Origin of the sequence: Yinghuangia aomiensis, from assembly GCF_039542225.1 — a bacterium.
GTDB lineage: Bacteria > Actinomycetota > Actinomycetes > Streptomycetales > Streptomycetaceae > Yinghuangia > Yinghuangia aomiensis.
Map to the genome: position 1 here is coordinate 189190 of NZ_BAABHS010000012.1, position 25244 is coordinate 214433.

Here is a 25244-nt window from a genome sequence, read left to right on the forward strand (position 1 = left end):
GCCGGTGACCTCGCCACCACATCGCAACACCCAGGCCGAAGCCCCATCCACCCCGTCCCGCTCCTTTCCTCCATCCGCCCGCCACCAACGCATGCCGCCCCCGCCGACCCCTGCCTGGGGTGGGATCCGGGGGCCGAGTCTCCGGGGCCGGCGGGCCGGAGGTGGCAACCAGGCGATCCGACACTCCCTCCCGTGGGTGCAGCGCCGCCGCCCGGACGGGATCATGGGCGGTATGCGATTCCCGCGCCGTCACCGACGGGCACCGGGCCCGGGCGGCGCCGCGAGCCCGCCGCACCCCCGCCCGGCGGCCGGCCACGGCGCGGCGGCCGAGACCAAAATCGAGGCCGGGGCCGACGCCGCGCGGGATGCCGGGGTGCTCGCCGATATCGCCGCTTCCGCCCTGCTCACCGGTAGCGCCGGCCCCGCGCGGCGGATCGCGGACGCGGCAGGCACCGCGATCGCGGTCCTCGACAGCGAGTGCCGGTGGCGCTACGTCAACGCCGCCTTCGTCCGCGTCGCCGGGCCCGCGGCGGCGGACGAACTGCTCGGGATACCGATCGAGGACACGGCGCTCGCCGCGGCCGCGGTCGTCGTGCGCGCCGTGCTGGCCGACGGCCGCACCCGCGACCACGCACTCGCCGCCGACGCCGGGACGGTGCTGCGGTTCCGGCGGCTCCCGGCAACCGCGGCCGACCCCCGGACCACGGTGTCGGCCTCTCCCCACCCCGCCGTCCTGGCCGTCCTCCTTCCCGCGCCGCAACGACAGCCCGGCGCCGACCAACCCCGCGAGCACCCCGCCGACCCGGAACCGCATCCCCACCCCGCGCCGCACCGGCGGCACGACGCCGAGCACACCCACGCCCGCCCCCGCGACACCCCCTCCGCCACCACAGACGACGCCCACCTGCGCCGGCTGACCCTCTTGGCCGCCGTCGCCGAACGCGTCGGGTCCACCCTGGACGTCGCGGCGACCTGCGCGGAACTCGCCGACATCACCGTGCCCGCCCTGGGGATCGTCGCGACGGTCGAGATACTGCCCGCCGGAACCGCCGAGACCGCCGAGCACGGTTCCGCACGACCGGCCGGGCCGCCGCACCTCCAGCGCTCCGGCGCGGCGCTCGCCGCGCACGTCGGTCCGCTCGAACTGCCGTGCCATGCCGTGCGCTACCCGCGGGACTCCCCCGTCGCCGTGTGCCTGCGCAGCGGCGAGCCGGTCGCGGTGTACCCACGCACGGACGAGGAACTCCGCTCGGTGGCACCGGACTCCGCAACGTTGGAGGTGTTCCGGTCGGCGGGTGTGCGGGCCGTGCTCGCGGTTCCGCTGGTCGCGCACCGGCGAACGGTGGGTGTGCTGGTGCTGGGCCGCGGCGGGGAGTCGCCGGGCGGCTTCGGTGCCGACGACGTGCGCACGGCGCGCGACGTCGCCGCGGGTGCCGCGGTGGCGATCGACCACGCGCGCCGGTACACGCGGGCGCAGGGCATCGCCCTGGAGTTGCAGCAGGCGCTGCTGACCGAGCCGGGCAAGCCGCATACGAACCTCGAACTGGCTTGGCGTTACTTGCCGTCGGGGACGGCGTCGGTGGTCGGCGGCGACTGGTACGAGGTGGTGCGGTTGTCGTTCGGCCGGACCCTGCTGGTGATCGGCGACGTCATGGGCCACGGTGTCGAGGCCGCGGTGGACATGAGCAACTATCGGGCCACGCTGCGGTATGTGGCCGCGATGGACTTGCCGCCGCACCGGATCCTGCGCCGCCTCGACGCGCTGATCTCCGAGGACGACGCCGCACGCCCCGCCACGTGTCTGCTGGCGTTGGCCGATCCGAACCGGGCCCGGTGGACGGTGTCGAGTGCCGGCCATCTGCCGCCCGCGCTGGTTTCCGCGGCGGGCCCGACCCGGTTGCTGGACGTGCCGACCGGTCCGCCGCTCGGCACCGGCGTGGGCGGCTACGAGCAGACCACGCACGAACTCGTGCCCGACGAAACCCTGTTGCTCTACACCGACGGCCTGGTGGAGCGCCGCGACCAGGACATCGACGTGTCCCTGGCCGGACTCACGGCGCTGCGCCTGCCCGGCGGCGGACCGCTCGACGCCCTCCTCGCCTCGGTGCTGACCCGACTGGCCCCGCACACGGCCGAGGACGACATCGCTCTGCTCGCCGCCCGGGCGAGAACCCGCTGACGACCGCGGCCTCGGCTCTTCAGCTCGGCTCTTCAGCTCGGCTCTTCAGCTCGGCTTCTTCGCCTCGGCCAAGGTGTGGGCGACGAGGGCGTTGGCGTGGCCGTGGCCGAGGTCGTGCTCGGTCTTGAGCCAGGCGACGAGTTCCATGTGCTTGGTCAACGGAGACGAGTGGATGAGGTCGATCCACTCGGCGACGGGGCGGCCGTACTTCTTCTCGATGGACGGGAAGTAGCTCGCGGGGCCCTTCACCTGGTCGGCCATGGGGTTCTCCTCTGCGGGGGTCGTCGTGTGGCGTGTTCCGCAAGGTAGACGGCGGGCGGCGGGCTTACTCATCGACACGTCGAAGTGACCTGGGCCACACGTCGGAGGGCGGCCGACGGCAAAACCGAATGCCCGGATTGACTTGGTAGTCGGCCGCGGGAAACCGGCTTTCGCTACTAGGATCGGGGTCGGTTGGTTACCGAAGGTAAGCGGACGGGGGTCGGCGATGGATGCGGGCGACGAGTCGGGATGGCAGCCCGAGCTGCGGGCGAGCGACGAGGAGTGGGAACGGGTGACCCTGGACACGTCCAAGCCGACGCCGGCGCGGATGTACGACTACTTCCTCGGCGGGAAGGACCATTTCGCGGTGGACCGCGTCGCGGCCGCGAAGGTGGAGGAGGCGACTCCCGACACGTTCGACATCGTGTGGGAGAACCGGCACTTCCTGCAGCGGGCGGTGCGCTACCTGGCCGGACAGGGCGTCGACCAGTTCCTCGATCTCGGCACCGGGCTGCCGACGCAGGGCAACGTGCACGAGATCGCGCAGGAAGTGAACCCGGACGCGCGGGTCGTGTACGTCGACATCGATCCCATAGTGCTCGCGCACGGCCGGGCGCTGCTGGCGACCAATCCGCACACGACGGTCGTCACCGCGGACATGCGGGACCCGAAGGGGGTTCTCGGGCACCCGGACGTGGCGGGGCTGCTGGACTTCGACCGGCCGGTGGCGGTGCTGTTCGTGGCGGTGTTCCACTTCATCCGGGACACCGAGGATCCCGCGGGCATCGTGCGGGCGTTCCGCGACGCGCTGTCGCCGGGCAGCTATCTGGCGCTGTCGCATCTGACGACGGAGGGGCCGCCCGCGGAGGCGGTGGCGCGGACCGAGGACGCGTACGCGAACGCGACCTCGCCGATGATCTTCCGGCCGCGGACCGCGGTGGAGCGGTTGTTCGACGGCTTCGACCTCGTCGAGCCCGGGCTCGTCCGGCCGTGGCAGTGGCGGCCGGACGATGCCGCGAAGGAGCGGACGGAGTGGCTGTACGCGGGCGTCGGCAAGCTGCGGAGCTGACCGGCCCGGACGGGCCGGGTGCTCGCCGCGCAGGCCGCGCTACCGCGATCTCCCCGCCGCTGCCAGTTCCACTCTCCCCCACATCCCGCGCACCGCGACCGACGACCGGTGGGGCCTGAGGCGGGCCCGCATGGAGCGGGCGGCGGCGTCGAGGCGGCCGGATTGCAGGTGCGGGTAGTCGTCGAGGAAGTCCCGCCACGCGGCGCAGGCTTGGTCGAGGCCGCCTTGGCCGAGGAGGAGTTCGGCGAGGCGTGCGGTGGTGACGGCGCGGGCGCGGCGTTCGGATGCGGGGCGGACGCGGAGTGCGGTGCGCAGGGCACCGATGGCGCCGCGGTGGTCGCCGAGGGCGGTGCGGACTTCGGCTTCCTGGTGGGCTTCCGCGGCGGCGTGATAGGTGGCGACGACGTCGGTGTCGCGGCCCGCGCGTTCGAGGTGGGTGCGGGCGGTGCGCAGCGCGGCGAAGGCGGCGGTGCGGTCGCCGCGGCCGGCGTGGGCGACGGCGAGTTGGCCGTGCACGAACGCGGCTTGGGCGGGGGCGAGTGCGGGGCTGTGGCGGGCGGCGGCTTCGGCGAGGTCGTGCGCGAGGGCGCGGTGGCCGAGGTGGTACGCCTGGACGCTGAGTCCGCGGAGGGCGGCGGCGTAGCCGGCGGGGTCGGCGGCTTCGCGGGCGAGGGCCGCGGCGGTGCGGTAGTAGTCCTGGGCGAGGCCGTGGTGGCAGCCGTCGAAGCACATGAATCCGGCGAGGTAGGCGAGGCGTGATGCGCTCACGAGGAGGTCGTGGCGTATCTGGGGGGCGGCGGGGGCGCGGAGCCAGTCGGTGACGACGGTGCCGAGGAATCCGGCGAGGGCGTGGCGGCCGTGGCCGCCGCCGAAGGCGTCGTCGGCGAGGGAGAGGCTGCGCAGGAGGGCTTCGGCGGCGGCGATGTGGTCGCGGCCGACGTGCCGGGTTCCGGACGCGGCAAGGGCTGCCGAAGCAGGGGTGGGGCCTGTGCCGGTGGCGGGGAGGCGGCGGCTTTCGGTGACGACGTACACCGAGGTGCGGGCGGGGTCGGCGAGCGCGGCGAGGGCGGCGGCGGGGTCCGGCGGAGGTTCCGCGGTGGGGTCGGCGCAGGGGCGGGTGAGGCCGGTTTCGTCGGGGGATATACGGCGGCCGAGGCGGCGGGACAGGGCTTCGGCGGCGAGGGCGGTGACGGTGCGGGACGGGCGTGAGCCGGCGAGCCAGTGGGCGACGGCGGTGCGGTCGTAGCGGAGGGCTACGCCGGTTTCCGCGCCGGTGGTGTTGACGGCGCGGGCGAAGTCCTGGCCGGTCCACGCGGCTTCCTTGAGGAGCGTGCGGAGGCGTGCGTTGGGGATGCGTTCCCCCATGGGGCGGTTTCTCCCTTGGTCGAGGTGCCGGGTCCCGGGGCCGGGTGGTGGTCGACGGCCGGTGGTTCGGCCGGGTTCAGACGGGTTCAGAAGAGTTCAGCCGGGTTCGGGACGGTCGGCGGGGTGCGGCCCGGCGGTGGGTTTTCAACGCGGCCGGGCGTTCAACAGGCTGGTTAGTCGTGGGCTCTGCCGCCGCGGGGGTGCGGCGTTCTTTTCTAGGCATGCACGCGGTTGGCGGCGTCGATGCGCCGGCCGAAGGGGCGCAGAGACGCATACGCCGGTGGTGTTTCGCCATGCGCCGGTGTGCGCGTGCGTGCGCGCCGGAGCGCGCGGTGGCGAACCGTCGCGTGGTGTGTGATTCCGACCAGTCCTGGCGCAATGCGAGGGGATTTCGACCATGACGATCGACGAGACCGGCACTGCCGCGCCGTCCGCGAGTCCGAACGGGCAGGTGGCGGAGGACCGGCTCAGCCTGAGCACGCAGGCGGCCCGCAATCTGACGACGACGACCAAGACGCAGCCGCAGATGCAGGGCATCACGTCGCGGTGGCTGCTGAAGATGCTGCCGTGGGTGAACGTGTCCGGCGGCACGTACCGGGTGAACCGCCGGTTGTCGCTGGCGGTGGGCCGGGGCCGGGTGCGGTTCGTGCAGAACGGTGCGGACGACGTGCGGATCGTGCCGCGGACCCTGTCCGAGATCCCGCCGTTGCGCGGGTACGACGACGAAGACGTGCTGGCCGAGTTGGCGGCGCGGTGTACGCCGCGCGAGTTCCGTCCGGGCGAGGTGGTCGTCGAGGCGGGGACGCCGGTGACGGAGACGTACCTGATCGCGCACGGCAAGCTGAACCGGCTGGGGATCGGCAAGTACGGCACGACGGAAGTCCTGGGCGTGCTGGCGGACGGCGACCCGCTGGGCGAGGAGGCGCTCGGGCAGGCGGACCCGCATTGGGGGTTCACCGTGAAGGCGGCGACGACGAGCACGATCATGGTGCTGCCGTGGTCGGGTTTCCGGGAGGTGTTCGAGCGGTCGGCGTCGTTGCAGAACCACATCCACGCGTATTTGGCGCACCGGCGGCGGCCGACGAACAGCCGCGGCGAGGCGGACGTGGCGGTGACTGCGGGCCACGAGGGCGAGCCGACCATCGGCGGCACGTTCGTGGACTACGAACTGGAGCCGCGCGAGTACGAGTTGTCCGTCGCGCAGACGGTGCTGCGCGTGCACACGCGCGTGGCGGACCTGTTCAACGACCCGATGAACCAGGTCGAGGAGCAGTTGCGGCTGACCATCGAGGAGTTGCGTGAGCGGCAGGAGTGGGAGCTGCTGAACAACCGCGACTTCGGGCTGCTGCACAACGCGGACTATGCGCAGCGGATCAACACGTGGTCGGGGCCGCCGACGCCGGACGACATGGACGACTTGCTGAGCATGCGCCGCAAGACGCGCATGTTCCTGGCGCACCCGAAGGCGATCGCGGCGTTCTTCCGCGAGTGCAACAAGCGGGGCCTGGTGCCGGGGAGTGTGGACGTGAACGGGAACGCGGTGCCCGCGTGGCGCGGGGTGCCGATCTTCCCGTGCGGCAAGATCCCGGTGGTCGACGGGCACACGAGTTCGATCCTGGCGCTGCGTCTGGGCGAGGAGGACCAGGGCGTGGTGGGGCTGCGGCAGATCGGCATCCCGGACGAGGTGGAGCCGGGGCTGAACGCCCGGTTCATGGGGATCGACCAGCAGGCGGTGATCTCGTACCTGGTGAGCGGCTACCACTCGGTGGCGATCCTGGTGCCGGATGCGATCGGGGTGCTGGAGAACGTCGAGATCGCGGCGCCGCGGTCGTGACCGCGGCCGGCACCCTGGCGGGCCCGACGGGCCTGGGCACGTCGGCCGCGCGACTGCGCTTGCGGAGCGGCGACGGCGACGGCAGCAGCGGCGATGGCAAGGACGGCTCCGGCGCGTCGGGCGGCGGCCTGCGGGTTCCTCCGCTGTACTGCCCGGACGCGGTGCGGGACGATCCCGCGCTGGGCGAGGCGGTGAACGAGCGCCTGGTCGACTGGGCGGCCGGGATCGGCATCTTCGAAGGCCGTCTCGACCGCCTGCGGTCGCACGACTTCGGGCGGCTGTTCATGCTCGCCCACCCGGACTGCGACGACCCCGATCGGTTGCTGGTGGCGGCACAGTGCGGGTTGTCGGAGTGGGCGGTCGACGACCACTGGGTCGACGAAGGCGAGGACACGACTCCGGAACTGCTCGGGCCGCGGTTGGCGATGGCGCACGCGGTGGTCGACCCGGTGCGGCTGCCGGCCGGCTACGGGCACGAGTTCGAACGTCTGGTGCAGCGCGAGCCGGTGCTGCGGGCGTTCCGTTCGGCGCTGGACAACCTGTCGGCGATCGCGACGCCGACGCAGGTCGCACGGTTGCGGCACGAGCTGGCGGTGATGTTCGTCGGCTACAACCAGGAAGCCGAGTGGCGGAGTTCCGGGCGCCGTCCGGCGGTGTGGGAGTACATGCTGCACCGCTGGGAGAACGCGTTCTATCCGTGCATGGTGCTGATCGACCCGGTCGGCGGCTACGAGCTGCCCGCCTACGAGGCGGCGGACGCGCGAGTGCGGCGCACCTATCTGTACGCGGGGACCGCGAACGTCCTCCTCAACGACCTGTACTCGATGGCGAAGGAGGACCCCACCGACACGAACCTGCCGAACCTGCTGGCCGCCGAGGAGGGTTTGACGCTTCAGGAGGCGGTGGACAAGGCGGCGGGGATCCACGACGACCTGATGCACCAGATCGAGGCCGAGTCGGTCGCGCTGAGCGCGCTGGGCTCGCCGATGTTGAAGCGGTACCTGGCCGGGCTCTGGGCATGGATGGGCGGCAGCAAGCAGTGGCACGCCACCAGCCCGCGGTACCAGGCCGTGCACGGAAGCTGATCACGCAGGCGCCCGGACCGGGCGGCCACCCCCGAAAGGAACGACGGTGACCATCCAAGACGCTCCACGCGCGGTCTTCACCAGCCCGTACCAGAACTCCGTCGCGGACTACTGGAACCGGGAGAAGAACCCGGTGAACCTGCGGCTGGGCGAGGTCGACGGCATCTACCACCACCATTACGGCGTCGGCGACGCCGACTGGTCGGTGCTCGAAGGGCCGGAGGACAGCCGCGAGGAACGCCTCATCCGCGAACTGCACCGCCTCGAGTGCGCGCAGGCCGACGTGCTGCTCGACCACCTCGGCCCGATCCGCCCCGACCAGCGGCTCCTCGACTCCGGCAGCGGGCGCGGCGGCGGCAGCCTCGTCGCGAACGCGCGCTTCGGCTGCGGCGTCGACGGCATCTCGATCTCGCAGAAGCAGGTCGACTTCGCCAACGAGCAGGCCGCCAAGCGCGGCGTCTCCGACAAGGTGCGGTTCCACCTGAAGAACATGCTGGACACCGGGTTCGAGACCGGTTCCTTCGACGGGATCTGGAACAACGAGAGCACGATGTACGTGGAACTCGGCGTGCTGTTCGCCGAGTACGCGCGGCTGCTGCGCCGCGGCGGCCGGTACGTGTGCATCACCGGCTGCTACAACGACACGTACGGGCTGCCTTCGAAGGCGGTCAGCGAGATCAACGCGCACTACATCTGCGACATCCACCCGCGCAGCACGTACTTCCGCGAGCTGGCCGCGAACCGGCTGGTGCCGACCGCGGTGGTCGACCTGACCGAGGCGACGCTGCCGTACTGGGAGCTGCGGGCGAAGTCGCCGCTGGTGACGGGGATCGAGGACGCGTTCCTGACGGCGTACAAGAACGGCAGCTTCCAGTACCTGCTGATCGCGGCCGACCGGGTGTAGCCCGGCCGACGGCGCCCGGGGCGGGGGTCACGTGGAGGCCCCCGCCCCGGGTCGGGCCGGCCGGAGGCGCGGCGACCGCAGCGACACCGCCACCATGACCGCGCCCGCCGCGGCGGCCAAGGCGCAGGCGAGGACGAAGCCGCCGCTGGTGGGGTTGTCGCCGGAGGCCCCGGCGAGGACGGTGGCGGCTTGCTGGGCGCCGATGGTCATGCCGACGTTGCGGGCCACCATGTTGGCGCCCGCGGCGGCCGCGGTGTGGGCCGCGGGCACGGCGCGCACGACTTGGTCGGCCAGGCCGGTCTGGAGCAGGCCGGTGCCGAGGCCTATGACGGCGCTGACGACGTAGGCCTGCCACAGTTCGCCGTGCAGCAGCGCGAGGGCGACCAGGCCGACGGTGCTGACCAGCGCGCCGGCCACCAGCACGCTGCGGGATCCGCGCGTGGCGCAGGCTCGTCCGGCGACGACGCCGGCCAGCAGGATCGTGAACGACTGCGGCAGGATGAGCAGTCCGGCGGCGCTCACGTCCTGCCCGAAGCCGAAGCCGGTGCCGGTGGGTTGGGCGGCGAGCTGGGGCAGCAGGAACATCGACGTGGACGCGGTGATGCCGGCGAGGACCGCGGCGGCGTTGGCCGTCCACACGGGGCGCAGCCGCAGCATGGTGAGGTCGATCAGCGGGTCGCGGACGCGCGCGGCGAGCCACACCCAGGCGGCGCCGAGCAGCACCGACGCGGCGAGGAGCGCCGCGACGACGGCCGGGGGCCAGGTCTGGAGTTTGGTCAGGGCGAGCAGCAGGCTCACGAGCGTGCCGGCCAGCAGCAGGGCGCCCCACCAGTCGACACGTGCCGACCTGCCGGGCGGATCGGACCGCGGCACGCACCCGACCACCGCGGCGAGGGTGGCCCCGACCAGGATCAGCGGCAGCCAGAACAGCCAGTGGTACGACAGGTGTTCGACGATGGGCCCGGTGGCGACGATGCCGATGCCGCCGCCGACCCCGACGACCGCGGACAGCAGGCCGATGGCCGGGCCGACCCGGTCGGCCGGCAGGCATTCACGGACGATCGCGAAGGACAGCGGGAAGACCGCGCCGCCGAGTCCGGCGACGACGCGCCCGGCGACCATGACCCACAGCGAGGTGGCGAGCGCGCACACCGCGGTACCCAGGGCGAGCAGCACGAGCACGACGACGAGGACCCGTTTCCGGCCGAAGACGTCGCCGAGGCGTCCGGCGATGGGGGTGGCGACGGCGGACGACAGGATGAAGCCGTTCATGATCCACGCGAGTTCGCCGGTGGGTGCGCCGAACTCCTGCTGGAAGGTCGGCACCGCCGGTCCGACGGTGGCTTGCAGCAGCGAGTAGGCCGACGCGGCGAGCACGAGCGCGCCGAGGAGCGCGCGCGGCCGCACGGCGGGCGGCGCGCCGGGGGCGGCCCGACGCGTCGGATCGCCGCCGTCGGTGCGGCCGAAAAGCGTGGCACGGGAGATCACACGCGCACGCTCCCACAGGGACGCGGAGGATGACAGGGGCAGAAGACATCGCGTGATGACAAACCGTCCGGTGCGGCTCCGGGGTGGCGGCGCCGGGCGGCTCAACACGCCGCCCCGACAGTCCGAATATCGGTGATTCATCACTTATGACATGAATAATGGGAGAGCCGTGCGGCCGGACCGCCCGCCTTCGGGCGGGCGGTCTCGCACTGTTCCGGAGCCGGGCCGTGCACCGCACCGCCCGCGGACCCGACGAGGAGCCCATGAGCCGACCCGCGGACTCTGCCCCGGCCCCAGGACCGACGGATCCGACGGACCCGGCGGACCAGACCGGCCCGGCGCCCGCTCCCCCGCCGCCGCCCGGGACCGACGGCGACACCGGGGATCCGGTCTCCCGACTCCTGCGCGACCGCGGCTACCAGGGGCTCCTGGCACTGTGTGTGCTGCTGGGCGTGCCGATCGCGCTCGCGTCGTTCTTCTTCGTCTCGCTCCAGCACTGGCTCCAACGCCAGGTGTGGGAGGAGTTGCCGAACGCGGTCGGCTACGACCGGGCGCCGTGGTGGTGGCCGCTCCCGGCCCTCTTCCTCGCCGGGCTGATCCTGGCGCCGATCGTCACCCGGATGCCCGGGCGCGGCGGGCACGTTCCCGTGCACGGGCTCGGCGGCAAGCCGATCGGCCCGGTCGAACTGCCGAGCGTCGTGATCGCCGCGGTCGCGACGCTGCCGCTCGGTGTGGTGCTCGGCCCGGAGGCGCCGCTGATGGCGCTCGGCAGCGGCCTCGCGCTGCTCGCGATGCGGCCGCTGAAGAAGGCGGCGAGTCCCAAGGGCGTGGCGCTGCTCGCCACCGCCGGGTCCACCGCCGCGATCTCCACGATCCTCGGCGGTCCGGTCGTCGCCGCGGTGCTGATCCTCGAAGCCGCCGCGCTCGCCGGGCCGCAGATGGTGGCGCTGCTGCTGCCGTGTCTGATCGCGAGCGCGACCGGTGCGCTGGTGTTCACCGGGTTCGGGAACTGGACGGGCCTGTCGACCGGCGGCCTGAAACTCCCCCAGGTGCCGCCGGACGTGAATCCGGACGCGGGCGATTTCCTGTGGGGGATCCCGATCGTCCTGCTGATCGTGGTCGTGGTCGGCGGCGCGCACCGGCTGGCGCTGCCGACCGAGCGCTGGGTGCAGGGCAGCACCGCGTGGCGGACCGTGGCGTGTGCGAGCGCGGTCGGCGTGCCGCTGGCCGCGTATTCGCTGATCACGGACCGCTCCCCCGACGAAGCGGCGCTGTCCGGGCAGACGATGCTCGGGCAGCTCGCGGCCGCTCCGCACGCGTTGTCGGTGGGTGCGCTTGTCACGTTGGTGGTGTGCAAGGCGTTGGCGTGGATGGTGTGTCTGGGTTCGCTGCGCGGCGGCCCGATCTTCCCCGCGGTGCTGCTGGGCGCGGCGACCGCGATGGCGTGCTCGGGTCTGCCGGGGCTGCATCCGACACCCGCGTTGGCACTCGGGATGGCGGCGGGCGCGGCGGTGGTGACGGGGCTGCCGTTGACGAGTGCGGTACTGGCGGTGCTGCTGATGGGGCCGGACGCGTTCGACCAGATGCCGCTCATCGTGGTGGCGGCCGTCGTCGGCTTTGCGGCGAACCGGCTGATGCCGGCGCCGAAGCAGACCCGGGCCGGGCCCTCGGCGGATGCCGGGGCGGCGGCCCGCCCGTGACGGGTCGGAGTCGCCCGTGCTCGACGGGGCCGGACGCCCCGCCCTTGACGGTTTAATACACGCGTTTTAAGGTCGCTCGGGTGAGCACCCGTGACGACATGGTCCTGGCCGCGGAGCGGCTGTTCGCGCGGTTCGGAGTCGACGGCGTCTCGCTGCGCCAGATCGGCGCCGCCGCCGGACAGCGCAACGTGGCCGCCGCGCAGTACCACTTCGGCGACAAGCAGACGCTGCTGCAGGCCATCTACGACTTCCGGCTCTCGGCGATCGACATGCGGCGCCGCGAACTCCTCGACGCGGTGCGCGCGTCCGGCACCGCCGGGGACGTGCGTGCGCTCGTCGAGGTGCTCGTCGTCCCGCTCGCCGAGCAGGCCGCGGCGCCCGGGAGCCACTACGTGCGGTTCCTCAACCGCATGTGCGACCACCAGGGCCGGGCACTGCTGCCGCTGTCCGAAGTCGGGCCGGTGAACAGCGCCCTGGAGGTCGGGCATCTGATCCTGGACGCGCTCGGCGGCACGGCCGCCGGGAGTCCCACCGACCACGGTCCCCGGGCCCGGCAGCGCGGCGAGCTGGCGGGACGGCTCATCATCGCCGGGCTCGCCGATCTCGAACACCGGCTCCGGCCCGACCCGGACGCCACCGTGGACGTCACTGCCGACGCCGTCTCCGGACCGGATGCCGAGCCCGATCTCGACCCGGCGGAGTACGCCGACGGTGTCGTCGACGCCGTGGTCGCGGTGCTCACCGCCCCGGTGAGCGCCCGCCGCCGGCCCCGGTGACCACCCGCCCCACGCCGGGTTCTTCCCACCGCTGCCCCTTAGCTCCTCCCGTCCTGTCGAAACCGGCGAATCCGCCGCACGTGCCGAAAGGTGCCGCCATGCCCGCCACCCCCGCCGACCGGCCGCCCCGTACGCTGACCGCTTCCGCGGCCGACCGGCGCTACCCGGAGGACCCGAAGCCCCGCGACGGCGCCCCGGACGTCGTGGTGATCGTGCTGGACGACCTGGGGTTCGCGCAGATAGGCGCGTTCGGGTCGGACATCGCCACCCCCAACATGGACCGGCTCGCCGCGGGCGGCCTGCGCTACAACCGCTTCCACGTGACCGCGCTGTGCTCCCCCACCCGGGCGAGCCTGCTGACCGGGCGGAACCACCACGCCGTCGGCATGGGCTTCCTCGTGGACATGCCGATCGCCTACCAGGGCTACAACGCGCGCGTCCCCAAGTCGGCGGCGACCCTGCCGCGGATTCTGCGGGATGCGGGCTATTCGACGCTGGCCGTCGGCAAGTGGCACCTGACGCCGCGCTGGGAGCGGTCCGCGGCCGGCCCGTTCGACCGGTGGCCGCTGGGCTACGGCTTCGAACGCTTCTACGGATTCCTGCAGGGCGACGCCAACCATTGGGCGCCTGAACTGGTCTGCGACAACCACTACGTCGAGCCGCCGGCCGGGCCGGAGGACGGCTACCACCTGTCCGAGGACATCGTCGACACCGCGACGCGGATGATCCTCGACCAGAAGCAGGCCGCGCCGGGCAAGCCGTACTTCATGTACCTGCCGTTCGGGGCGATGCACTCGCCGCACCACGTCGCGCCGGAGTGGGTCGAGCCGTACCGCGGCAAATTCGACGGCGGGTGGGAGCGCTGGCGCGAGGACACCTTCGCGCGGCAGAAGGCCGCCGGGATCGTCCCCGAGGACACCGAACTCCCGGTGCGGCCGCCGTGGATCCAGGAGTGGGACGCCCTCGACGAGGACGACCGCAAGATGTTCGCGCGCATGCAGGAGGTCTACGCGGGCTTCCTCACCCACACCGACGCGCAGATCGGCCGCCTGCTGGACTTCCTGGAACGCACCGGCCGCCTCGACAACACGCTCGTCATGCTGATGTCGGACAACGGCGCCAGCGCCGAGGGCGGCCAGCTCGGCACGGTCAACGAGCACCGGTTCTCGTCGAAGATGGGCGACTCCACCGAACGCAACATCGCCGACCTCGACAACTGGGGCGGCCCCGACACCTACCCGCACTACGCGTGGGGCTGGGCCTGGGCGGGCAACACGCCGCTGCGCCTGTGGAAGCGGTACACGTGGCTGGGCGGCACGCGCGCCCCGCTGATCGTGCACTGGCCGGACGGCATCGCCGCGCGCGGCGAGATCCGCAGCCAGATCACCCACGCGGTGGACCTGATGCCGACGATCCTGGACGTGTGCGGCGTCGCGCAGCCCGACGTCGTCGACGGCGTCGCCCAGCAGGACGTCGACGGGCGTTCCCTGGTCGGCACGTTCACCGACCCGGACGCCGAATCGCCGCGCACCACACAGTACTTCGAGATGCTCGGGTCACGGTCGATCATCCACGGCCGCTGGAAGGCCACGACCGACCACGTGTCGCGCGGAGTGCTGGACGAGGAGCGGCTGCTGCTCGGCAGCCGGGACTTCGCCACCGACCGGTGGTCGCTGTTCGACCTGTCCGACGACTTCGCCGAAGCCCGCGACGTCGCCGAGCAGCACCCTGATGTGGTGGCGGAGTTGGAGGACCGCTGGTTCGACGAGGCGGAGCGCAACCACGTGCTGCCGCTCGACGACACGATGCAGGAGCGCCTCGCCGCGCTGATCTTCCCGCAGTACGGGCTCCAGCCGCGCGGCACCTACCTGCCGGCCGGCAGCCCTGTGCACGAGGAGTCGCTGCCGCCGCTGTTCGGCGGGTTCACGCTCACCGCGGACGTCGAGGTCCCTGCGGACGGCGCCGAAGGCGTGGTGTGCTCGTTCGGCGACCTGACCGGCGGGTTCGTGCTGTACGCGCAGGACGGCCGGCTGACGTTCACCTGCTCGCGGGCCGGCGAGGTCGACCGGGTCGCGGCGGACGCGGCGCTGGCGCCCGGCCGGCGCAGCGTCGGCGTGCGGTTCCGCCCCGAGGGCGGTGAGCACGGGACGCTGAGCCTGGTCGAGGACGGCAAGGAGACCGCGAGCGTGCCGCTGGGCGGGGCGTGGCCGGTCGCGTTCCAGCACGGCGGCGCCGGGTTGACGCTGGGGCGCGACCGCGGGCTTCCGGTGGACCGCAACTACCGGGTGCCGTTCACGTGGAACGGGGTGCTGCACGAGGTCGTCATCGACACGGCCGCGGTGCCGGAGCTGGATCTGGACACCGAGCTGCGGCAGGCGCTGCACAGCGACTGACCGGGGACCCGGCGGGCCGAGGCCCGCCGGGCGGCCAGGCGGCACGACGGCGGAAGAGCGGCGGAGCGTCAGCGGGCCGCGGCCGGGGCGGGTGCCCCGTTCGCGGCCCGTTCGTGCACCACGACGTCGCCGTGTTCGCCGGCGAAGGCGACGAGACGGCCGCCGGGGGCGAGGAGGGACAGCCATTCCGCGGGCGGCTCGGGAACCGGGAACGTGGCGATGATGCGGTCGAACTCGGGCCGTGCGTCGCCGTGTTCGTCGGCACGCGGCATCCCGGAGCAGTGGTCGGGGACAGCACCGAGCCGGGTGGCGAGGTCGGGCGCGAGCGCGTCGGCGACGTGGATCTCGACGCGGTAGCGGTGCCGGTCGAGGCGGGTCGTGGTGGACGCGGCGAGGTGCGGGTCGATTTCCACCGCGACGACGGCGGGCGCGGACGGGACCGGTCCGTTGAGGTAGGCGGCGATCATCCCGGCGCCGATGCCGGCGCCCAAGCCGAGTTCCAGCACGCGCTGCCCGGGGGCGAGTCCGAGGGCGTGGAGGGCGGCGAGGTAGCGGGTGACGGAGACGGTGGCGATCTCGACGTCGCCGGTGACGGTGTCGGCGCCGTGCGGCGCGGCGGCGGCAAGGCGGACGACGAGCGGGGTCCCGGAGTAGACCTCGTGGAGCCACGCGGCGCGGTGCGCCGGGTCCGTGCCGTCGAGGTACGTCCACACGCGCGGCGCGTCCGCGGCAGTGTCCGCGGCGATGTCCGCGGTGCCGCCCCCGGTTGCCGGGTCCGCGGCCCGCGGCGGTGCGGCGCCCGGCGGCGGGGACGCGTACGGGACCCACACGCCCGGCACGAACTCCTCGCGCGGGAACACCTCGGCCACGCGCTGCCAGCGCGGGTCCGGGAGGTGTCCGGCGGCGGCCAGACGGGCGGCCGCGCCCCTACGCAGGGGTTCGGGATCGGGTTGCGTCTGTTCCATGGCGATCATCATGGCGTGCGCCGGTGCCCGGGTGAAAGCCGCGCGTCCGGGACCGGCCGTCTGTCGCGAATGTGCCTTCCGGGTACGGCTGTCCGGGGTGGCCCGCCCGGACGGTCCGGGGCCGTCCGGGCGGGGTCCGGCGGCCCGGGCGGTCCGGTCGCGGCCGGACCGCCGGGGGTCGTCGGGTGAGCACCGGCGCCGAGCCGGTGGTCAGGTGGTCAGGTGCTCAAGTGCTCAGGTGGTCAGGTGGTCACCGGGTGGCGGACCGGTGGTCAGCGGTGCACGTTGCCCGGGTCGCTCGTGCTCGGGCGGCCGGTCTCCACGTGGCCGGCGAAGCGGCGCAGGTAGGCGGGGTCGCCGGGCGCGGTGACGGCCAGGTCGTACCAGCCGTTACTGTCGCCGAGGTGGGCGTTGTGCACGGCCTGCTGACCGGGGCGGAGCCGGAAGGACGCGCTCTGCCGGGCGTTGTAGGCGTCCTTGACCTCCAGCTGCAGGGTCTCGGTGCCTTCGTTGGTGATGACGAGCTGGATCTTCTCGCTCTTGCCGTTGCGGCGGGCCCGGATTTCCGCGCCCGCGGCGCCGGTGCGGCCGTGGAAGGCGCGGAAGAAGCCGTTGGGGCCGTGCACGGTGAAGTCGTAGACGCCGTTGGTGTCGGCGGTGACGTCCCAGGTTCCGGCGAGGCTGCGGCCGGCTTCGACGGTGTAGGACCACGGCGCGCCGGGGTGGCTGGTGGATGTGACGTGGAAGTTCGCGCCCGCGGTGCCGTCGTTGGCGAAGGTGATGCCGAGCTGCTTGCCGGCGCCGGCGCGGGCGTCGGCGGACAGGTCGTAGGGCAGGGCGCGGGCGGGGCGGACGCCGGCTTCCTGCGCGGGGAGCGCGGGGTCGGCAGGCGGGACCGGCACGAAGTCGGGGTGCCGCTTGCGGTCGGCGGGGACGTAGCGGGCGGTGCTGGGCAGGCCGGGGACCCGGGTCTCGGTCTTGCCGAAGTCGAACGCGCTGGTGAGGTCGCCGCAGACGGTGCGCCGCCACGGCGAGATGTTGGGCTCGTGGATGCCGAAGCGCTGTTCGATGAAGCGGATGATCGAGGTGTGGTCGAACGTCTCGGAGTTGACCCAGCCGCCGGTGCTCCACGGGGAGACGGCGATCATCGGGACGCGCTGGCCGAGGCCGTACTGGCCGGGGGTGCTGCGGTCGCCGCCGACCGGGGTGAAGTACTCGCCGGTGGTGGCGACGGTGGACTTGCCCTGGGCGGCGCCGTTGGCGGCGAAGGGCGGGACGACGTGGTCGAAGAAGCCGTCGTTCTCGTCGTAGGTGACGAGGAGGACGGTCTTGCTCCACACGTCGGGGTTCGAGGTGAGCGCGTCGAGGACCTGGGAGACGTACCAGGCGCCGAAGTTGACGGGCCAGTTCGGGTGCTCGCTGAACGCTTCGGGGGCGGCGATCCAGGAGACCTGGGGCAGCTTGCCGGCCTGCACGTCGGCGCGAAGGAGGTCGAAGTAGCCGCCGCCGGACTTGGCGCGGGTGCCGGTGCGGGCCTTGTCGAAGAGCGGGTCGCCGGGGCGGGCGTTGCGGTACTGGTTGAAGTACAGCAGCGAGTTGTCGCCGTAGTTGCCGATGAACGCGTCGTCGGTCCAGCCCCACGAGCCGGCCGCGTCGAGTCCGTCGCCTTCGTCCTGGTAGATCTTCCAGGAGACGCCGGCCTTCTCCAGGCGCTCGGGGTAGGTGGTCCAGCCGTAGCCGAGTTCGGCGTTGCCGATGACGGGGCCGCCGCCGGTGCCGTCGTTGCCGGTGTAGCCGCTCCACATGTAGTAGCGGTTGGGGTCCGTGGGGCCCATCAGCGAGCAGTGGTAGGCGTCGCAGATGGTGAAGGCTTCGGCGAGGGCGAAGTGGAACGGGATGTCCTCGCGGGTGAGGTGCGCCATCGTGGTGGTGCCCTTGGCGGGGATCCAGCCGTCGTAGCGGCCGTTGTTCCAGGCCTGGTGGCCGTCGTTCCAGCCGTGCGGGGTGCCCTGGAGGAACGCCATGCCCAGGTCGTTGTTCGCGGGGCGGAACGGCAGGGTCTCCTGGCCGTTCTTGGCCTGGTGCCAGACGGGCTTGCCGGTGCCGGGCAGGGTGACCGGGCGCGGGTCGCCGAAGCCGCGGACGCCGCGCAGGGTGCCGAAGTAGTGGTCGAACGAGCGGTTTTCCTGCATGAGGACGACGATGTGCTCGACGTCCCGCAGGGTGCCGGTGCGGCGGTTCGCGGGGATGGCGGCGGCGCGGGCGATGGGCGCGGACAGCGCCGACAGGGCGGCGGTGCCGCCCGCGAGCTGGAGGAATCTCCGGCGGTTGACAGCATTCACGGCAGGGGGTCTCCGGTTTTCGTCCGTCGGGGGTGCGGGTGCGCCGGTCGGCGGTGCGCCGCTCAATGTCCGGCAGGGCGCCGAATCGCGCGCGGCGGGCGGGAGAACCTCCGGCGAACCCTGCGGCAAATTTCGCGGGGCGCCGCGGCGCCGGGGGACAGACTCCGGCGCCGCGGCGGTTCAGGGTGTTTCAGGGTTCTTCGGGGTGATTCAGTCGGTGCACGGGTGGCGCGGGGGCGCTACAGCTTGCGGCAGAGCAGGGCGTCGGGGGTCTTGCCCTTGGCGTACGCGCCGGTGAAGGCGATGCCGGCGGCGTACTCGTCGGTGCCGCACTGGCCCTTGTAGTTGCCCGAGGCGAACTCGCCGCCGGGGTTCCCGGCCGGGCGGTTGTCGCCGCGGTCGAACCAGACGGTGCGTCCCGTCGTCGGGAGCGCGCGGGACGCGGGGCCGCACAGCGCGCCGGAGACCGCCTGGCCGCGGACGCTGTAGCCGACGAGGTACTGGTTGGGCGGGCACTGGAACTTGGTGTAGCCGCCCGCCCAGTCGCCCTGCTGGACGAAGCGCTCGTCCTTGACGACGGTGAACGGCCCGGTGGGCGCGGTCAGGTCGCGGGCGCCCGCGTCGGTGCACAGCCCGCGGCCGTCCTTGTGGGACAGGCCGACGAGGCGCTGCCCGTCGGGGCACACGCCCTTGCGGGCGCCGGAGTCCCAGTCGCCGGTGGAGCGCACGCGGAGCGACTGCACGGCGTCCGCGTGGTCGAGATTGAGCATGTCCCACGTGTCCGTGACGGGGATTGGCCCGGTCGTGGACGGTGCGTTGACGAGCCGGTTCCAGTCGGCGGCGCGCCAGTCGCCGCCGCCGAGGATGCCGGAGCGCTTCCCGGCGGTGTCGTAGTCGAGGAGGTTCCAGGCGTTGTGCCCGGCGAAGCCGACGAGCGGCCAGTAGGCGAAGTCGGTGTCGTTGGCGATGAGGTAGTCGACGAAGTTGCCGAACCAGGCTTTGCCCTGCGGGTTGGTTTCGTCGGCGCCGATGCCGAATTCGCTGATCCAGACCGGCGCGGTGTAGTGCTGTCCGGTGTCCGCGGCGACGAAGAACGCCTGCTTCTGCAGGGTCGCGAACAGGTCGGCGCGGGAGAGTTCCTGGTAGCGCCAGTCGTGGGTCTCGCCGGTCCCGGTCGCGCCGGTGTGGTTGGGGCCGGTGTAGCCGTAGAAGTGCGCCGAGTAGACGAGCTTGTTCGACGCGACGAGGGTGTGCGACAGGGTGCGGGCGGGTTCCAGCGTGGGCCGCCAGTGGGAGAACCCGTCGGCGGGGATGCCCTGCCAGTTGATGCCTTCGACGACGATCAGCAGGTCGGGGTTGGCCTCGGTCAGGAGCCGGTCGCCGAGGCGCTGGGAGGCGGCCCACCAGTCGTGGTCGTCGCCCCAGCCCCAGTTGGCGTCGTCGGTGATCGTGCGGCGGACCTCGTTGTAGAGGTCGGCGCCGACGACGCGCTTGTTGTCCTTGTAGCGCTTGGCGATGGTGAGCCAGTCGGATTCCCACTGGGCGGTGGACTGGCTGGTGTTCCAGCGTTCGTTGCCGTCGAGGCCGCAGCACCAGCGGGACGTGTTGGTGTGGTTGTTGAGGACGACGGCGAAGCCTTCGGCGGTGGTCGCGGCGATGACCGCGTCGAACACCTGGAGCGGGGTCTTGCCGCGCAGCTGCGGGTTGGCCGCGACGGACGCGTCGGTGACGGGCCGCTGGTCGTGCAGCATCTCGTTGGAGAAGGGCAGCCGGATGCTGTTGATGCCGAGGGTGTGGAAGTCGGACAGGATCGTCGCGACGGGTGCGCGGTCGAGGCCGAGCGGCATTTCGTCGGACTTCTCGCCGGCGTTGTGGTTCGCCGGGTCGTTGATGTCGCCCGATCCGGTGTACGAGCCTTGCGCGCCGTGCCAGTTCGCCGACTTGAGTTTGAACCGGTCGCCGTCGGCGTCGACGATGTAGCGGCCGCGGGTGCTGAGCGGCGCCTTCCAGGTGTCCGCGAGCGGCGCGCTCGCCGCGGCGGGTGCGGCGGGTGCCTGGGCGGCCGCTCCGGAGCCGGGGACGGCGAGTGCCGCGGCCGTCAGGCCCCCGGCCAGCACGGCCCCGATGAGGGTTCTCTTCACGGTGTCCTTCGCAGGTCCGGGGCCGCCGCGCCGGAGGACGACAACGGCGTGGGCGACCCGGTGGCTGTGTTCGTTGGAGCAATGTGCGTGAAGCGGTAGTGCGTGGTGGAGCGGTGGATCTGCCTCGGCAGCAGCACCGCCGAGGGGTAGTCGGGCCGGTTCGGCGTGTCCGGGAAACGCTGGGTTTCCAGGCACACGGCGGCGTGCCGGCCGAAGCGGGTGCCGAGGCCGTTGGCGGTGTAGACCTGGAGCCCGGGTTCCGTGGTCCAGGTCTCCAGGCGGCGGCCGGAGGCGGGGTCGTCGAGGACGGCGGCGCGGCGCGGCCGGGCGGTGGTGCCGCCGGGGAGCGCGTAGCAGTGGTCGAGGCCGCCGGCGGCGGCGAGCTGCGGGTCGGTGGCGGCGGCGCGGAACACGTCGGCGAGGGGCCGTCCGGTGAGCGCGAACGGGGTTCCGGCGACCGGTGCGGGGGCGCCGCCGTGGGGGATGCCGGTCGGCCCGACGGGCAGGTAGGCGTCGGCGTCGACGGTGAGCCGGTGTCCGGCGACGTCTCCCCCGCCGGCCAGGTTCCAGTACGCGTGCTGGGTCAGGTTGACCACGGTGGGGCGGTCGCCGACGGCCCGGTAGTCGACCGCGAGGGTCCCGGCCCGGTCGACGGTGTAGGCGACTTCGACGTCGAGGCGGCCGGGGAAGCCCATGTCGCCGTCGGGGCTGCGCAGCCGCAGGCGAACGCCGACCCGGTCGTCGGCGGTGACCGGGTCGGCGGTCCAGATCCGCCGGTGGAAGCCGTCGGGTCCGCCGTGGAGGGTGTTGCCGCGGTCGTTGTCGGGGAGGCGGTGGGTCGTGCCGTCGAGGGTGAAGGCGGCGCCGGCGATGCGGTTGGCGTAGCGGCCGACGAGTGCGCCGAGGTAGGTGTCGTCGGCCGCGTAGGCGGCGGTGGTGGGGAGTGCGAGGACGACGTCGGCGGTGCGGCCGTCGCGGTCGGGGACGCGGCAGGACTGTAGGATGCCGCCGTAGGTGAGGACGGCGGCGGTGACGCCGCCCGCCGCGCCGAAGGTCCAGCGTTCGACCGGTCCGCCGTCCGGGGCGGTGCCGAACGGCTCCCGGTGCAGTCGGAGTTCGGGGTGCGGGCGGGCGGTGGGGGTCATCGGTCGGCCGCCATCCCGGTGGTGCCGAGGACGGCCACGCCGCGCGGTTCCAGGGTGAGGCCGGCGACGAGGGGGCGGTCGGCGGCGAGGAGGTCGCGGCGTTCCGCCGGGAGGGTGACGGTGACCGGTTCCTCGGTGTGGTTGAGCACGATGAGCACGTCGTAGCCGTCCCCGCGGCGGACGACCGCCTGGACGCCGGGCGGCAGTCCGGGGAGCACGGGGTCGACGCCGGCGTCGGCGAGGGCCCGGCGGGTGAGGTCGCGCATGGCCGCCGGGTCGGGGCGGGTGGCGACGTAGCGGGCGGTGCCGCGGCCGTGTGCGTGCACGGTGGCGGCGGGGCGGTCGTCCCAGTCGGGGCCGGTGAACAGGAGTTCGGGGACGGCGCCGGCCAAGCCGACGTCCTCGCGCCACAGTGACCCGGGCTCGGCGGGTTCGGGTCCGCCGGGGGCGGCGCGCAGCGGGACGGGTTCGCCGTCCGCGGCGGGCCAGAACTCTTCGACGCGGATGCCGAGGACGTCGCGCAGCGGCCCGGGGTAGCCGCCGAGGTGGACGCGGTCGTGCTCGTCGACGATGCCGGTGAAGAAGGAGGCGAGGAGGGTGCCGCCCGCGGCGACGAAGTCGGCGATCCGGGCGGCGTGGTCCTCGGACAGCAGGTACAGGCTCGGCAGCACGACGAGCCGGTAGCCGGTCAGGTCGGCCGACGGGTGCACGACGTCGACACCGACGCCGAGGTCGAACAGCGGGGCGTAGTGGTCGAAGAGGCGTTCGAGGGCGCGGACCGCGTCGGACGGGTGGGAGTCGAGTTCGAGGGCCCACCACGCGTTCCAGTCGAACAGCACGGCGACGTCGTTGCTCGACTCCGTGCCGGCGAGTTCCGGGACCCGGGCGAGTTCGCGGCCGAGGGCGCGCACTTCGCGGTACACCCGGCTGTCGGCGCCGGCGTGCGGCACCATGCCGGAGTGGAACTTCTCAGCACCGCCGCGGGATTGGCGCCATTGGAAGTACATGACGGCGTCGGCGCCCTGCGCCACGGCCTGCCAGCTCCACAGCCGCATGCGCCCGGGGGCTTTCCCGGCGTTGCGGGCACGCCAGTTGACCGCGGAGGGGGCTTGTTCGGTGAGGAGCCAGGGGGCGCCGCCGGTGGCGCCGCGGAGGGCGTCGTAGGCGATGGCGGCGGCGATGTGCTCGTGGGGGCCGTGCGGGTCGGGGTAGCTGTCGAGGGCGGCGACGTCCATTTCCGGGGCCCACGCGTACCAGTCGACGGTTTTGTGGCCGGCCAGGAAGTTCGTGGTGACCGGCACGTCGGGGGTGATGCGGCGCAGCGCGTCGCGTTCCAGGCGGAAGCAGGTCAGCAGGGCGTCGTTGCTGAAGCGTTTGAAGTCGAGCTGCTGGGCGGGGTTGGGGTAGGTCGGGGCGACGCGCGGCGGCAGGATCTGCGCGAAGCCGGTGTAGCGCTGGGACCAGAAGTCGGTGGACCAGGCGTCGTTGAGCTTGTCGACGGAGCCGTAGCGGTCGGCGAGCCAGCGGCGGAAGTCGGCGGCGGAGACGTCGCAGAAGCACTCGGCGACGTGGATGCCGTATTCGTTGCCGACGTGCCACATCGCGAGTGCCGGGTGGTCGGCGTAGTGCGCGGCGAGGGCTTCGGCGAGTTTGACGGCGCGGTCGCGGTAGACCGGGCTGGACGGGCAGAAGTGCTGCCGGCCGCCGGGCGAGAGGACGGTGCCGTCGGCGGTGACGGGCAGCATCTCGGGGTGTTCGGTGGCGAGCCAGGCGGGCGGGGACGCGGTCATGGTGGCCAGGTCGGCGGCGATGCCGTGTGCGGCGAGGTCGTCCATGACGGTGTCGAAGTAGCGGAAGTCGTAGGCGTCGCGGGCTGGTTCGACGCGGCCCCAGCCGAAGACGGCGAGGTTGACGAGGGTGACGCCGGCCTCGCGCATGAGACGGAGGTCTTCCGCGCGTGTGGCGTCGTCCCATTGCTCGGGGTTGTAGTCGCCGCCGAAGCCGAGTCCGCCGAGGCGGTCGCGGAGCCGGTGGACGCGCTGCGCCGGGGACACTTCCGATGTGCTCAAGGGGCTTCCCTCGGGAGAGAGTTCCGAACGTGACAGGTGGCTTGGGAGAGGCGTGGCTGGAGCTGTGTCAGGAGGCGCGGCACGGGATGTTAGCGCTCACACAGTGGGTGCGGAAGGGTCCGCGAAGGGGGCCGCGCCGCCGGACGGAGCCGGATGATCGCCCGGCGGCGCGGAGTCTGCGGGGTCAGGCGCCGGGGGCGGGCGGGGCGGTGCTGCCGCGCACGACGAGCCGCGGCGCGACCGAGGTGACCGCGGCCTCGGGCGGCCGCCCCGTGTGGATCTGGTCGAGGAGCAGTGCGACGGCTTGCCGGCCGATCTCCTCGAAGTCCTGGTGGACGGTGGTGAGCGGGGGCAGGAAGTAGCCCGATTCGGCGACGTTGTCGAAGCCGACGACGCTGACGTCGCCGGGGACTTCGCGGCCGGCGTCGTGGAGGGCGCGGATCAGGCCGAGGGCCATCTGGTCGTTGCCCGCGAAGACTGCGCCGGCGTCGGGGCGGGCGGCCAGTTCGCGGCCGGCCCGGTAGCCGCTCTCCGCCGTCCAGTCGCCGTACACGACGGGCGGGACCGGGCAGCCGGCGTCCTTGAGTGTGCGGTGCCAGGCCTCGGCGCGGCCGCGCGCGGGGTGCGAGTCCTGGGGTCCGGCCAGATGGTGCACGGTGCGGTGGCCGAGGTCGAGGAGGTGGCGGACCGCGAGGCGGGCGCCTTCGGCCTGGTCGGTGTGCACGGCGGCGTGCCGGTGGGTGCCGTCGCCGTCGTTGACCACCACGGGCAGCCCGCTGGGCAGGCGCAGCGCGGGGGTGTCGAGGATCTGCGCCTCGTTGAGGATGATGCCGTCGACCGCTTGGGTGGTGAGGCGTTCGAAGGCTTCGCGGACGGCCTGCTCGGTCTGGTCCTTGATGGTGACGATGTTGACCGAATAGTCGGTGTCCTGCACGGCGGACACGATCGATTCCAGGGTGCGGGCGTTGCCGTAGGCCTGGAGGTCGAAGCTGATGACGCCGATGGTGCGGAAGCGTCCGGTGGCGAGGGCGCGGGCGGCGGTGTTGGGCCGGTAGCCGAGCATCCGCATGGCGTTGACCACGCGTTCGCGGGTGGCTTCGTCGACGTTGGTGCGGTGGTTGGCGACGCGCGACACGGTCTGCGCGGAAACGCCGGCGAGGGCGGCGACGTCGGCCATGGACGGGGCGCGCGTACGTCCCGCCGCGGCGGGCTTCCGCCGTCCGTCCTGTGCCATGGAGCGCATCCTCTCACCTGCGGCACCCGTGATGGGCACCGGACGGCAACATGTTTGCGCAAACATCCCGATCGGGTCAACAGGTTCACCTGCGGCCGGGAAGTCGCCGCACCGCGGGACCTTTCCTTCATGAACTTCCGGTCTAACAGGGCATTTTCCCGCATCACAACGGTTGGCATTCCGGGTCTTGACACTCCGGTAGCCGGTAGACACACTTCCGAATCGCGCCACCGATGTTGGCGCTAACATGACAACCGGAGGACTTCCCGTGAGAGTCGACCCGGTTTCGGGGCC

General features: G+C 72.9%; 17 protein-coding genes. 8 read left to right on the top strand and 9 right to left on the bottom strand.

The genetic code is table 11. The annotated features are described in order from the left end of the window. The first annotated feature begins 232 nt into the window (after nucleotides 1-232). Nucleotides 233-2179: a PP2C family protein-serine/threonine phosphatase gene (locus tag ABEA93_RS18595; protein ID WP_345676712.1), complete on the top strand. Its 1947-nt coding sequence runs from the start codon at nucleotides 233-235 to the stop codon at nucleotides 2177-2179. Nucleotides 2180-2224: 45 nt separating this feature from the next. On the opposite strand, the gene ABEA93_RS18600 is transcribed toward ABEA93_RS18595, so the two are convergent. Next, nucleotides 2225-2440, bottom strand: a complete 216-nt coding sequence (locus tag ABEA93_RS18600) for a DUF4287 domain-containing protein (RefSeq protein ID WP_345676713.1) — start codon at nucleotides 2438-2440, stop codon at nucleotides 2225-2227. Between the two features lie 226 nt (nucleotides 2441-2666). On the opposite strand from ABEA93_RS18600, the gene ABEA93_RS18605 reads away from it, so the two are divergent. Beyond that, nucleotides 2667-3509 carry an SAM-dependent methyltransferase gene (locus tag ABEA93_RS18605; protein ID WP_345676714.1) on the top strand — a complete coding sequence of 281 codons (843 nt, stop codon included), beginning with the start codon at nucleotides 2667-2669 and terminating at the stop codon, nucleotides 3507-3509. A gap of 39 nt (nucleotides 3510-3548) precedes the next feature. Here ABEA93_RS18605 and ABEA93_RS18610 read toward each other — a convergent pair whose 3' ends face one another. Further along, nucleotides 3549-4874 (bottom strand): NsdA family TPR-like regulatory protein, encoded by a 1326-nt coding sequence (locus ABEA93_RS18610; RefSeq protein ID WP_345676715.1) that lies wholly within the window; start codon nucleotides 4872-4874, stop codon nucleotides 3549-3551. Between the two features lie 397 nt (nucleotides 4875-5271). Between ABEA93_RS18610 and ABEA93_RS18615 the strand changes: the two genes are divergently transcribed. Genes ABEA93_RS18615 through ABEA93_RS18625 form a run of 3 tightly spaced genes read left to right on the top strand, consistent with a single transcriptional unit; the run spans nucleotide 5272 to nucleotide 8697 of the window. Next, nucleotides 5272-6708: a family 2B encapsulin nanocompartment shell protein gene (locus tag ABEA93_RS18615; RefSeq protein ID WP_345676716.1), complete on the top strand. Its 1437-nt coding sequence runs from the start codon at nucleotides 5272-5274 to the stop codon at nucleotides 6706-6708. After that, the gene (locus tag ABEA93_RS18620) at nucleotides 6705-7793 is read left to right on the top strand and encodes a family 2 encapsulin nanocompartment cargo protein terpene cyclase (protein WP_345676717.1); all 1089 of its coding nucleotides are present in this window, start codon (nucleotides 6705-6707) and stop codon (nucleotides 7791-7793) included. Before ABEA93_RS18615 ends, ABEA93_RS18620 begins: the two co-directional genes overlap by 4 nt. Before the next feature lie 46 nt (nucleotides 7794-7839). Next, nucleotides 7840-8697: a geranyl diphosphate 2-C-methyltransferase gene (locus tag ABEA93_RS18625; RefSeq protein ID WP_345676718.1), complete on the top strand. Its 858-nt coding sequence runs from the start codon at nucleotides 7840-7842 to the stop codon at nucleotides 8695-8697. Nucleotides 8698-8724: 27 nt separating this feature from the next. Here the strand turns inward: ABEA93_RS18625 and ABEA93_RS18630 are convergent, their stop codons facing one another. Next, nucleotides 8725-10185 carry an MFS transporter gene (locus tag ABEA93_RS18630; RefSeq protein ID WP_345676719.1) on the bottom strand — a complete coding sequence of 487 codons (1461 nt, stop codon included), beginning with the start codon at nucleotides 10183-10185 and terminating at the stop codon, nucleotides 8725-8727. Nucleotides 10186-10448: 263 nt separating this feature from the next. Between ABEA93_RS18630 and ABEA93_RS18635 the strand changes: the two genes are divergently transcribed. The 3 genes from ABEA93_RS18635 to ABEA93_RS18645 all read left to right on the top strand — a co-directional run bounded on the left by ABEA93_RS18635 (nucleotide 10449) and on the right by ABEA93_RS18645 (nucleotide 15054). Then, entirely contained in the window at nucleotides 10449-11885 is a 1437-nt protein-coding gene (locus ABEA93_RS18635) for a chloride channel protein (RefSeq protein ID WP_345676720.1), read from the top strand. 80 nt (nucleotides 11886-11965) lie between these two features. Next, a complete protein-coding gene (locus ABEA93_RS18640; RefSeq protein ID WP_345676721.1) occupies nucleotides 11966-12661 on the top strand; it encodes a TetR/AcrR family transcriptional regulator in 696 nt (231 codons plus the stop codon). A gap of 98 nt (nucleotides 12662-12759) precedes the next feature. Further along, the gene (locus ABEA93_RS18645; protein ID WP_345676722.1) at nucleotides 12760-15054 is read left to right on the top strand and encodes an arylsulfatase; all 2295 of its coding nucleotides are present in this window, start codon (nucleotides 12760-12762) and stop codon (nucleotides 15052-15054) included. A 68-nt stretch (nucleotides 15055-15122) separates the two neighbouring features. On the opposite strand, the gene ABEA93_RS18650 is transcribed toward ABEA93_RS18645, so the two are convergent. The 6 genes from ABEA93_RS18650 to ABEA93_RS18675 all read right to left on the bottom strand — a co-directional run bounded on the left by ABEA93_RS18650 (nucleotide 15123) and on the right by ABEA93_RS18675 (nucleotide 24950). Next, nucleotides 15123-16019, bottom strand: coding sequence for a hypothetical protein (locus ABEA93_RS18650; protein WP_345676723.1), 897 nt, complete (start codon nucleotides 16017-16019; stop codon nucleotides 15123-15125). A gap of 272 nt (nucleotides 16020-16291) precedes the next feature. Further along, the gene (locus ABEA93_RS18655) at nucleotides 16292-18361 is read right to left on the bottom strand and encodes a phosphocholine-specific phospholipase C (protein WP_345676724.1); all 2070 of its coding nucleotides are present in this window, start codon (nucleotides 18359-18361) and stop codon (nucleotides 16292-16294) included. A 239-nt stretch (nucleotides 18362-18600) separates the two neighbouring features. Beyond that, on the bottom strand, nucleotides 18601-20502 hold the full coding sequence (locus ABEA93_RS18660) for a glycoside hydrolase family 5 protein (protein ID WP_345676725.1): 1902 nt from the start codon (nucleotides 20500-20502) through the stop codon (nucleotides 18601-18603). Continuing rightward, entirely contained in the window at nucleotides 20499-21647 is a 1149-nt protein-coding gene (locus ABEA93_RS18665; protein ID WP_345676726.1) for an aldose epimerase family protein, read from the bottom strand. The genes ABEA93_RS18660 and ABEA93_RS18665 overlap by 4 nt, the downstream gene beginning before the upstream one ends. After that, nucleotides 21644-23716 (bottom strand): beta-galactosidase, encoded by a 2073-nt coding sequence (locus ABEA93_RS18670; RefSeq protein ID WP_345676727.1) that lies wholly within the window; start codon nucleotides 23714-23716, stop codon nucleotides 21644-21646. The genes ABEA93_RS18665 and ABEA93_RS18670 overlap by 4 nt, the downstream gene beginning before the upstream one ends. Before the next feature lie 184 nt (nucleotides 23717-23900). Next, the gene (locus ABEA93_RS18675) at nucleotides 23901-24950 is read right to left on the bottom strand and encodes a LacI family DNA-binding transcriptional regulator (protein ID WP_345676728.1); all 1050 of its coding nucleotides are present in this window, start codon (nucleotides 24948-24950) and stop codon (nucleotides 23901-23903) included. Nucleotides 24951-25244 lie beyond the last annotated feature (294 nt).

Coding starts and splice junctions, on each gene's coding strand:
- ABEA93_RS18615 (WP_345676716.1), top strand. CDS start 5,272: ATGACGATCGACGAGACCGGCACTGCCGCGCCGTCCGCGAGTCCGAAC.
- ABEA93_RS18635 (WP_345676720.1), top strand. CDS start 10,449: ATGAGCCGACCCGCGGACTCTGCCCCGGCCCCAGGACCGACGGATCCG.
- ABEA93_RS18600 (WP_345676713.1), bottom strand. CDS start 2,440: ATGGCCGACCAGGTGAAGGGCCCCGCGAGCTACTTCCCGTCCATCGAG.
- ABEA93_RS18665 (WP_345676726.1), bottom strand. CDS start 21,647: ATGACCCCCACCGCCCGCCCGCACCCCGAACTCCGACTGCACCGGGAG.
- ABEA93_RS18605 (WP_345676714.1), top strand. CDS start 2,667: ATGGATGCGGGCGACGAGTCGGGATGGCAGCCCGAGCTGCGGGCGAGC.
- ABEA93_RS18595 (WP_345676712.1), top strand. CDS start 233: ATGCGATTCCCGCGCCGTCACCGACGGGCACCGGGCCCGGGCGGCGCC.
- ABEA93_RS18650 (WP_345676723.1), bottom strand. CDS start 16,019: ATGGAACAGACGCAACCCGATCCCGAACCCCTGCGTAGGGGCGCGGCC.
- ABEA93_RS18645 (WP_345676722.1), top strand. CDS start 12,760: ATGCCCGCCACCCCCGCCGACCGGCCGCCCCGTACGCTGACCGCTTCC.
- ABEA93_RS18610 (WP_345676715.1), bottom strand. CDS start 4,874: ATGGGGGAACGCATCCCCAACGCACGCCTCCGCACGCTCCTCAAGGAA.
- ABEA93_RS18675 (WP_345676728.1), bottom strand. CDS start 24,950: ATGGCACAGGACGGACGGCGGAAGCCCGCCGCGGCGGGACGTACGCGC.